Annotated in this window: 1 protein-coding gene; it reads left to right on the top strand. The window is 70.7% G+C overall.

Annotated elements, in window-relative coordinates:
* Nucleotides 1-122: 122 nt before the first annotated feature.
* Nucleotides 123-3,279, top strand: a 3,157-nt coding sequence (locus DBR36_RS10150) for an OmpL47-type beta-barrel domain-containing protein (RefSeq protein ID WP_258222701.1), incomplete at its 3' end; no start/stop codon positions are given.

Raw genomic sequence — 3,279 nt, 5'->3', positions numbered from 1 at the left:
GCCCGGCGAGAAAAACCTGGACGCCGCCGCCGCCCGGCCCTAGTGTGTTGACGTCAACATCCCCCCGCGGCGCTCGCGCCGCCATGCGCTGCACCGTCGCGGCGCGGAACGGAACAGACGCGATGACGCCTCGACGCCCCCGGACCACCCGCCGACTCCTCGCCGCCGCCGCGGCGGCCGTCCTGGCCGGAGCCCTGGCATCCCCCCTCGCCGCCACCGCCGCCACGGGCGTGCCCACCGACCCGGGCGACGGCGTCCCCCGCGTCGACCCACCCGTCGCGTACGACCGCTTCCAGCCGCTCGCCGACCCGGGGCGCGGGGCGGCCGATTACTTCCAGCCGCGGTGGTTCGACACCGACGGACGCCACATCCAGGCCCACGGCGGTCAGGTCGTCACGACCCAGGAGGACGGCCAGACCGTCTACTACTGGTACGGCGAAGACCGCACGAAGGGCTACTGGAACAGCCCCGGCGTCGCGGTCTACCGATCGACGGATGCCATGAACTGGACCAATCTGGGCGACGCGCTGCGCAGCATCTCGACGCGCGACGATCTGCTGACGCCCTACTTCGACGACCTCTACGACACCGTCGACGACGACGGCCGGCCCCGGACCGAGAAGATCGACCAGCTCGCCTACCACCTGAACTCGACGCAGGAGTCGGACTACACGGCGATCTTCGAGCGCCCGAAGGTGCTGCACAACGAGAAGACGGGCAAGTGGGTCATGTGGTGGCACGCCGACGGGCGCACCGAGCCCGGCGGCAGCACGTACGCCCGATCGATGGCGGCGGTGGCCGTGTCGGACTCGCCCGCCGGTCCGTTCCGCATGACCGGGGCGTTCCGCATGCCGAACCGCGCCGACTACCAGGCCTGCACGCCGTACGCGGTGCCCGGCCAGGCCCGGGACATGACGGTGTTCCAGGACGACGACGGCCGGGCGTACATCTCGTACTCGTCCGAAGAGAACTACAGCCTGTACGTCGCCGCCCTCGACGACTCGTACACGAACGTCACCCACACGACCGACCGCGACACCCTCGACGTGAACCAGTACTCGGAGGACGGCCGCTACCCCTACGTCTTCGCCGACGGCACCCCCGAGGCGCCCGTGCGCGGCGAGGACTTCCAGATCGTCAAGGAGTGCGGCCACCTCGAGGCCCCCGCGATCTTCGAGCGCGACGGCACCTACAGCGTCATCGCGTCCGGAGCGACCGGGTGGGCTCCCAACCCGCAGACGTACTACACGACGAAGAACATGATGGGCGGGTGGATCCGCGGCGTCGAGACGGGGGATGCCAACGAGACCGTGTCGTACGACGCCATCCCCGACGGGGGTGACGGCCTGCTGTCGGTCGGCGACGTGCGCCGCTCCACCTTCGGCTCGCAGAGCACGAACGTGCTCGAGCTCGAGCCGGGCAAGTTCGTCTACATGGGAGACCGCTGGAACGACGGCGCCTCGGACTCCACGTACGTGTGGCTGCCCCTGACCGTGGGCGAGAACGGTCGCCTCGAGATGCACAATCCCGCCGCCGAGGATCCCGCGCGCTACGGCGACGGATGGGACGCGTCGTACTGGGATGACAAGGGCTTCGGGCACGGCACGTGGAAGGCCCTGACCGCGGGCGTTCCCGAGACCGTCCGTCGCGGCACGACGCCGGAACTGCCGACGAGCGTGCCCGTCGACGTCGACGGCATGACCACACTCGTGGCGGTGACCTGGAGTGCGGTCGACACTCGCGTCCTCGGTCCGCAGACCCTCACCGGCACCCTCGCCGCCGACACGCACTTCACCGCGGGCCGATCGTTCCAGCGGACGATCACCGTCGTCGAGCCCGGTATCGCCGACATCGCCCCCGAGGCCACGGTCACGGCATCCAGCCGCAATGACCTCGTCGGCACGATCGTCGACGGCAACGCGACCGCCAAGGGGTGGGACGACTGGACCGGTAACGGCTACCCGCGCGACAGCTGGCTGCAATTCGACTGGGGCACCGACCGCACGTTCGACTCGATCGTCGTGCACACCTACAAGGACGGCCCCACCGCGACCTGGCCCTCGCGCGTGCAGGCGCAGTACCGCGACGCCTCCGGCGCGTGGATCGACACCGAGGTGGCCGCGACCCTGGCTCAGGATGCCACCGCCCCGGCGCCCGTCGCCGTGATCGACGCGCGCAGCCTCCCCGCCGCGAGCGCCCTGCGTCTGCGACTGACCAGCGAGGCGAACACGTGGCAGTCGATCGCGGAGGTGGACGTGTGGGGCAACGCCTCGGCACCGAACGTGTGCCGCGGGGGCGATGCGACGGTGTCGGCATCCTTCCACCAGACCAAATGGGCCACCATGCCGGCGGGCAACGCGTGCGACGGTCGCCTGAACACGCAATGGTCGACCTGGACCGATGCGGGCTACAAGGACACCGCGACCTTCACCCTCGAGACGAGCGAGATCCACCGCCTGAACGAGGTGCGCTTCACCAACATCGAGGGCGCGATCGCCGGGGTCACGGCCGAATACCGCGCGCCGTCGGGTGAGTGGACGCCCGTCACGACCGCCGGGGCGGCGCCGACCGTCGTCAACGGCACCGAGACCACGCTGTCGTTCTCGACCATGCTGGCCACGGGACTGCGCCTGACCTTCGCGACCCCGGGTTCTTACCTGAAGATCCCCGAGATCGTCGTGCCCGAGGCCGGCGGGATCGCCCGCATCACCCCGCAGCTCACGGGCGAGGCGAATGCCGCCGGCTGGTACCGCGATTCCGTGGGCGTGCTGCTCTCGCACGACGGGGGCGACGACGTCACCGTGCAGCACCGCACCGATGACGGCGACTGGACGACCGGCGTGGAGTTCGAGGTCGCGGGCGACGGCGCGCACACGGTCGACCACCGCGCGCTGTGGAACGGCGACGAGGTGGCGGCTGTCGCGGGATCGATCGACATCCGCATCGACACGGTCGCTCCCCTCACACGCGCGGAGACGTCGAATGCGGCGCTGCTCTCGCGGCTGATGGACCCCGCGGCGGTGCGAGAGGCGCCCGCGCGTTCCACGGTGGAATTCACCGCGACCGACGCCACCTCGGGGGTGGCGACGACCGAGTACTCGCTCGATGCGGGCACGACCTGGACGACGGGCACGTCGCTGACCATCGCGGATGCCGGCGACCACACCGTGCAGTACCGCTCGACCGACGTGGCCGGCAACGTCGAGCAGACGCGGTCGATCGTCGTGACGGTCGCCGCGACGCCGGGCCCGCAGCCCGAGCCGACCGGTTCGGCAACGC

This window comes from Microbacterium sp. HMWF026, from assembly GCF_003061325.1.
GTDB lineage: Bacteria > Actinomycetota > Actinomycetes > Actinomycetales > Microbacteriaceae > Microbacterium > Microbacterium testaceum_E.
The sequence above is the reverse complement of the archived record's forward strand: the minus strand, read 5'-3'. Positions and strand labels throughout refer to the sequence as shown.